This window comes from uncultured Mucilaginibacter sp., from assembly GCF_903893715.1.
Taxonomy (GTDB): domain Bacteria; phylum Bacteroidota; class Bacteroidia; order Sphingobacteriales; family Sphingobacteriaceae; genus Mucilaginibacter.
In genome coordinates, this window is record NZ_CAITNG010000118.1 from 1 (window position 1) to 4,617 (window position 4,617).

The 4,617-nt window shown below is 43.4% G+C and carries 4 protein-coding genes; 2 read left to right on the plus strand and 2 right to left on the minus strand.

The annotated features are described in order from the left end of the window. Nucleotides 1-353: 353 nt before the first annotated feature. Both QZX97_RS13450 and QZX97_RS13455 read right to left on the minus strand, forming a co-directional pair. Nucleotides 354-812 (minus strand): cold shock domain-containing protein, encoded by a 459-nt coding sequence (locus tag QZX97_RS13450; protein ID WP_295664720.1) that lies wholly within the window; start codon nt 810-812, stop codon nt 354-356. 68 nt (nt 813-880) lie between these two features. After that, the gene (locus tag QZX97_RS13455; protein ID WP_295651740.1) at nt 881-1,366 is read right to left on the minus strand and encodes a regulatory protein RecX; all 486 of its coding nucleotides are present in this window, start codon (nt 1,364-1,366) and stop codon (nt 881-883) included. 58 nt (nt 1,367-1,424) lie between these two features. Here QZX97_RS13455 and QZX97_RS13460 point away from each other — a divergent pair, with 58 nt between their 5' ends. Both QZX97_RS13460 and QZX97_RS13465 read left to right on the plus strand, forming a co-directional pair. Next, on the plus strand, nt 1,425-3,893 hold the full coding sequence (locus QZX97_RS13460; protein ID WP_295651742.1) for a bifunctional UDP-N-acetylmuramoyl-tripeptide:D-alanyl-D-alanine ligase/alanine racemase: 2,469 nt from the start codon (nt 1,425-1,427) through the stop codon (nt 3,891-3,893). A gap of 13 nt (nt 3,894-3,906) precedes the next feature. Continuing rightward, the gene (locus tag QZX97_RS13465) at nt 3,907-4,503 is read left to right on the plus strand and encodes a DUF502 domain-containing protein (protein WP_295664721.1); all 597 of its coding nucleotides are present in this window, start codon (nt 3,907-3,909) and stop codon (nt 4,501-4,503) included. Nucleotides 4,504-4,617: the final 114 nt, after the last annotated feature.

The following is a 4,617-nucleotide window of genomic DNA, read 5'->3' on the forward strand; positions in this document are numbered from 1 at the left end:
AATCTATGTTTATAACACATAGACTTTTCAGACCTAATAATAAAAGCTGATGTTTTTTAGATATACTTAAAATAGTATAATAAAAGAGGCAAATTGTTGACTATAGAAATAGATCTTTTGGGTGTTTGCTTTACATATTAAAAAAGTATATCCGTGTAATTATGTTCGGTTCAATTGAAAACGGGTTAGATATTAAAAATTGGCCTCAATCATCAAATAGAGTGGCTAAACGTTTTAGGTCACTTAAAAATTGGTTCGTGGGGCCTGCGGCTTTGAGTACTTTAAAAAATGAATCGACAAAAAAACCCTGATATTGTAATATCAGGGTTTTTTGTTTTTATCGATATACAATTCTACTTACTTATCTTTTTTACTTTGATCGCGCTCAGGCCTTTTAGTCCTTGTTCGGTCTCAAAACTAACTTTGTCGCCTTCGCCAATGGGTTCTTCCAATGCTTTTACATGCACAAATACACTTTCTTGCGAAATGCTATCCTGTATAAAGCCAAAACCTTTGCTCTCGTTAAAAAATGTTACGGTGCCTTTTCTAAAAGGATCTTCGGGCGCCATAGCTTCCTGTTTGGGTACCGATATTTGTATATCTTCTACCGCTATCTTTTTCTTTTTGCTCGCATCAGGAGGAGTGGAAGTGATGTTCCCGTTCTCATCCAGGTAAGCCATCATGTCTTCCAAACTTTTTCCTTTAGTGCCATTTGCCTTCCGTTCTTCGGCTTTTTCGCGCTTATCCTGCTGTTTTTTCGATTTTTTCTTCTCGCGTTCTTTTTTGTTGTACGTTTCTACTGATTTAGCCATAGGTCAATATACAAATAAAATTTGATATAACAGCACCTCTTTGCGTTTTTATTTTAATAAATCGAATTTTACAACGAGCTGCACTTTAGCACTTCCGCTATCACATCGCTTTCATACCCACGGCCCATGGCGTATTGTTGCAGCTTATAATGCCTTTTATAGCCTTCTTTCTCTTTCAGCAAGGCGGCCTTCTTTTGCAGGATATGTTTTAACGTTTCCAAATAATCATTACCGTCAATGGTCAGCAACGCCTTACGGATGAGTACATCGGGTACTTTTTTTAGTTTAAGGCCCTGTTTTATCTTGATGCGTCCCCACCCTTTTTGGTTGAACTTGCTTTTGGCATAGGTTTTGGCAAAGCGCTCTTCGTTTAAAAAGTTGTTTTCGATCAGGTTCGATATGATTTGCTCAACATCCTTTGGGTACAGGCCCCAATCGTACAATTTGCTGCGTGTTTCCTGTTGCGATCGTTCCTGATAGGCGCAATAATGTTCGGCTTTGGTAAGGCCCACTTTGGGGTCAATAATTTTCACGGGCTTTATCGGCGTATCCATTCCAACCAAATTTCGCTAAAATTCTTGTATCACAATAAATATCTTCAAATTCGCATCAATGCTCAGTACTGTTTATACCATTGGTCAAATACAGCGCATCATCGGCGCAAGCGGGACTATCGTTTCCGAAACAAATATCAGCAACCTGCTTACCGATAGCCGAAAGATCAATAACCCGCAGGCGTCTTTGTTTTTTGCATTGAGCGGCAGGAGGGACGGGCACGACTTTATCCCCGAACTATATAAGGCTGGTGTTCATAGTTATGTTGTGAAACACGTACCGGCCAACGCCGAACAATATCCCGAGGCAAATTTTTTGATAGTTGGGGATGTGCTGAAAGCCTTACAGTCTCTTGCAGCCTATCATCGCAAAAAGTTCGATTTGCAAGTAATCGGCATTACGGGTAGCAACGGAAAAACCATTGTAAAAGAATGGTTGTACCAGTTGCTCAGTCCCGATAAACAGATTGTGCGTAACCCAAAAAGCTACAATTCGCAAATAGGGGTGGCGCTGTCGGTATGGCAAATAACGCCGCAGCATAACCTTGGTATATTTGAGGCGGGTATATCTACCACGGGCGAAATGGAGTACCTGGAGCCCATCATCAGGCCAACAATTGGCATACTGACCCACATGGGCACGGCCCACAACGAAGGCTTCAAGGATATGGCCGAAAAGCTTTCTGAAAAACTCAAGCTATTTGCCAACTGCAGCCTGGTAGTCTATCAATACGATACACTTGCCGGCTACCCGGCACACATACCGGGCGAAAAACACTTCACCTGGAGCCGTAAATTTGAACAGGCCGACCTTTATGTCTTCGACGAAACCATTATTGCTGATAAATACTGCTTAAAAGCGAAGTTTAAAGGCACCGAAATAACATGCCTGGTGCCCTTTACCGACGAGGCATCGATAGAGAATGCCATCACTTGCTGGGCAACTTTGTTGGCACTGGGATATGATGTCGCTTTAATAAATCAACGAACAGAACATTTGGTCCCGGTAAGTATGCGTATGGAGCTAAAGCAGGGCATCAATAATTGCTCGGTTATCGATGATTCGTACAACTCTGACATCCAGTCGCTCGAAATCGCGCTTAACTTCCTCAACCAGCAAAACCAGCACCAGGTACGTACGCTCATCCTGTCCGATATATACCAATCAGGTTTGGAACCTCAGGCACTGTACCAACAGGTCGCCGATTTGGTGTCGCAAAAAAAAGTCGATCGATTTATTGGCGTAGGGAAAGCCATTAGTCAATACCGGCATCTGTTTAAAACACCTCAAAATCATTTTTTTATCGATACAGATGGGTTATTGGCTGCATTGCCGGAGTTAGGCTTTAGCAACCAAACCATCCTCATCAAAGGCTCCCGCAGTTTTGAGTTCGAGCGCATTAGCAAGGCTTTGGTACAAAAAGCCCACCAAACCGTATTGGAAATCAACCTCAACGCGCTGCAAAACAATCTTAACTTTTACAAATCCAAGCTAAAGCCGGGAGTAAAACTAATGGCCATGGTAAAGGCCTTTAGCTATGGTAGCGGCAGTTTCGAGGTGGCCAATATGCTGCAATTCAACAACGTGGATTATTTAGCGGTTGCATATATCGACGAAGGTCTTGCTTTGCGCGAAGCCGGTATCACGCTGCCAATTATGGTGCTCAATCCCGAGTCATCTGCGTTCGACAAAATGGTGGGTCATTGCCTCGAACCCGAAATATACAGTTTTGGCCTGCTTCATGAGTTCATCCAATTCGCGCAGCTACATAAAATAGAACATTACTCTATCCACATCAAAATAGATACCGGTATGCACCGCTTAGGCTTTGAGGAAGCCGATATGGCGCACCTTTGCGATATAATCATCAACTGCAAGTATATTAGCGTAAAGTCGGTTCTATCGCATCTGGCCGCCAGTGACGCTGCTGAGCATGACGGGTTTACACAAACGCAAATCAATCTGTTCAAAAAAATGACCATACAGTTGGAGAGAGTACTGAAGTACTCAATACTGAAACACATCGCCAATACCTCGGCCATCAACCGTTGGCCCGATGCCCGGTTTGATATGGTGCGGTTGGGCATTGGCTTGTATGGAATAGACGGCGCGGTAAAAGATGAGGGCAACCCCTTGCAGCCTGTCGCCACGCTAAAAACCAGTATCTCGCAAATCAAAACGATAAAAGCCGGCGATACCATTGGATATAATCGAAAAGGTGTATTACATAACGACGGTAAAATAGGTACAGTTCGGATCGGCTATGCCGATGGCTATTTGCGTGCTTTTGGCAATGGGGTGGGAAAAATGCTGATCAACGGCCAATATGCGCCTACAATTGGCAATGTATCGATGGATATGTGCATGATCGATATCACAAATATCGATGCCAGAGAAGGGGACGAGGTGATTGTTTTTAACGAAGAATACAAAATTGAAGAACTGGCCAAACAGATTGGCACCATCCCCTACGAAATATTAACAAATGTTTCGCAACGGGTAAAAAGGGTGTATTTTTACGAGTAAAATACAAGCTGTTATGAACAGGATATTTCGTGCGCTCGCTAATTACTTTATCAAAGGCCTGCTCATTGTGGCACCCATAGGTATAGCCGGCTTCCTCATTTATTGGGCGGTAACAACGGTGGACAATGCGCTTAACGTAAGCAGCTTTTTCATCATCGACCAAAAGACGGGTAAGCACATGTCTATCCCTGGTTTGGGTATTTTAACGGTTGTGGTGTTTTTACTATTGGCAGGAGTCATCGTAACTAATGTAATTACCGCACCGATAAAACAATGGGCCAACCGCTGGATAAACCGCCTGCCCTTGTTCAAGTTTCTGCACAGTTCTATAAAAGACCTTACCGAGGCCTTTGTAGGCGATGAAAAAAAATTTAACGAACCCGTTCTGGTCGAGGTAAACGAATTTGGCTTGATGAAGATCGGTTTCATCACCCAAAAGGACCTCACAGCCATTGGCCTGCCCGGCCATGTTTCGGTATACCTGCCGGCATCCTATTCTATTTCGGGCATTGTGGTTATTGTTTCCGCTGACAAGGTAAAACCAATAGAAAGTAAAAGCGCTGCCGATATGATGAAATTTGCCATATCGGGTGGGGTGAGCGGCATATAGTATGAACAGCGCGTCAGACATAATTATTCGAGAGGCCACTGAGCAGGACTTGCCTGCCATCCTCGACATCTATAACGAAGTCATCATCCACACCACCTCCATTTACAGCGAACA

Coding starts and splice junctions, on each gene's coding strand:
- QZX97_RS13450 (WP_295664720.1), bottom strand. CDS start 812: ATGGCTAAATCAGTAGAAACGTACAACAAAAAAGAACGCGAGAAGAAA.
- QZX97_RS13455 (WP_295651740.1), bottom strand. CDS start 1,366: ATGGATACGCCGATAAAGCCCGTGAAAATTATTGACCCCAAAGTGGGC.
- QZX97_RS13460 (WP_295651742.1), top strand. CDS start 1,425: ATGCTCAGTACTGTTTATACCATTGGTCAAATACAGCGCATCATCGGC.
- QZX97_RS13465 (WP_295664721.1), top strand. CDS start 3,907: ATGAACAGGATATTTCGTGCGCTCGCTAATTACTTTATCAAAGGCCTG.